The following is a 1,101-nucleotide window of genomic DNA, read 5'->3' on the forward strand; positions in this document are numbered from 1 at the left end:
GCTGCAGGAGCATTACGCGCGGACCCTCAACATCTGGGCGGCGAATCTGGAAGCCAACAAGGAGAAGGCGATCGCTCTCCAGTCCCAGGAGATCTACGACAAGTACATGCACTATCTGACCGGGTGCGAGAACTTCTTCCGCAAGGGCATCAGCAACGTGGGGCAATTCACGTTGGTCAAGTAGCTCACAGCATTTCAGCGCACAACGGTGATCCGTTGGGGCTGAGTGCCTATGGTGAGCCGGTCACTTCTCCAACGTGAACTGGTTGACGTCGGTGTAGCCCTCCCGGAACAGCTTCGCGCAGCCGGTGAGGTACTTCATGTAGCGGTCGTAGACCTCCTGAGACTGGATGGCCAACGCCTGCTCGCGATTCGCCTCGAGCGCCTCGGCCCATAGATCCAGTGTCCTGGCGTAGTGCAACTGCAGCGACTGGACCCGGGTCAGGTCGAAGCCCGCCGTGACCCCGTATTCGCCGACGGTCTGCGGGGTCGGCAGCCAGCCGCCGGGAAAGATCTCGGCCAGGATGAATTGCGAGAACTGGACGATCTCGTGGGTCAGTTTCATGCCCCTGGCGCGGGCATCCCTGAACGACGGCCGAACGATGGTGTGCAGCAACATCACTCCGCCTGGCGGCAGCGCTTGGTAGGCCATCTTGAAGAAGCGGCCGTAGCGCTGGCGACCGAAGTGCTCAAACGCGCCGATCGACACGATCCGGTCCACCGGCTCGTGGAACTTTTCCCAGCCCTCCAGCAGCACCCGCCTGCTGCGGGTGGTGTCCATCTGATCGAACGACTTCTGCACGTGCTCGGCCTGGTTCTCCGAGAGCGTCAGGCCGACGACGTTCACGTCGTATTTCTCGACGGCTCGCCGCAGGGTGGCCCCCCAGCCGCAGCCGATGTCCAGCAGAGTCATCCCAGGCTCGAGGTTCAGCTTTCCCAATGCCAGGTCGAACTTCGCAATCTGCGCTTCTTCGAGCGTCATGTCATCACGCTCGAAGTACGCGCAGCTGTAGGTCTGGGTGGGATCCAGGAACAGTCGGAAGAAGTCGTCGGACAAGTCGTAATGAGCTTGCACATTTCCAAAATGCGGCGTGAGCTGCA

Annotated in this window: 2 protein-coding genes; one reads left to right on the forward strand and one right to left on the reverse strand. The window is 61.0% G+C overall.

Going from position 1 to position 1,101, the window contains the following annotated elements; genetic code table 11:
- Positions 1 to 184, forward strand: a 184-nt coding sequence (locus A5686_RS08780) for a class I SAM-dependent methyltransferase (RefSeq protein WP_197520452.1), incomplete at its 5' end; no start/stop codon positions are given.
- A gap of 60 nt (positions 185 to 244) precedes the next feature.
- Here the strand turns inward: A5686_RS08780 and A5686_RS08785 are convergent.
- Positions 245 to 1,101 (reverse strand): cyclopropane mycolic acid synthase family methyltransferase (locus A5686_RS08785; protein ID WP_156750009.1); only part of this gene is annotated, 857 nt, incomplete at its 5' end.

Source organism: Mycobacterium sp. E2479, assembly GCF_001667925.1.
In the GTDB taxonomy this organism is placed as follows: domain Bacteria; phylum Actinomycetota; class Actinomycetes; order Mycobacteriales; family Mycobacteriaceae; genus Mycobacterium.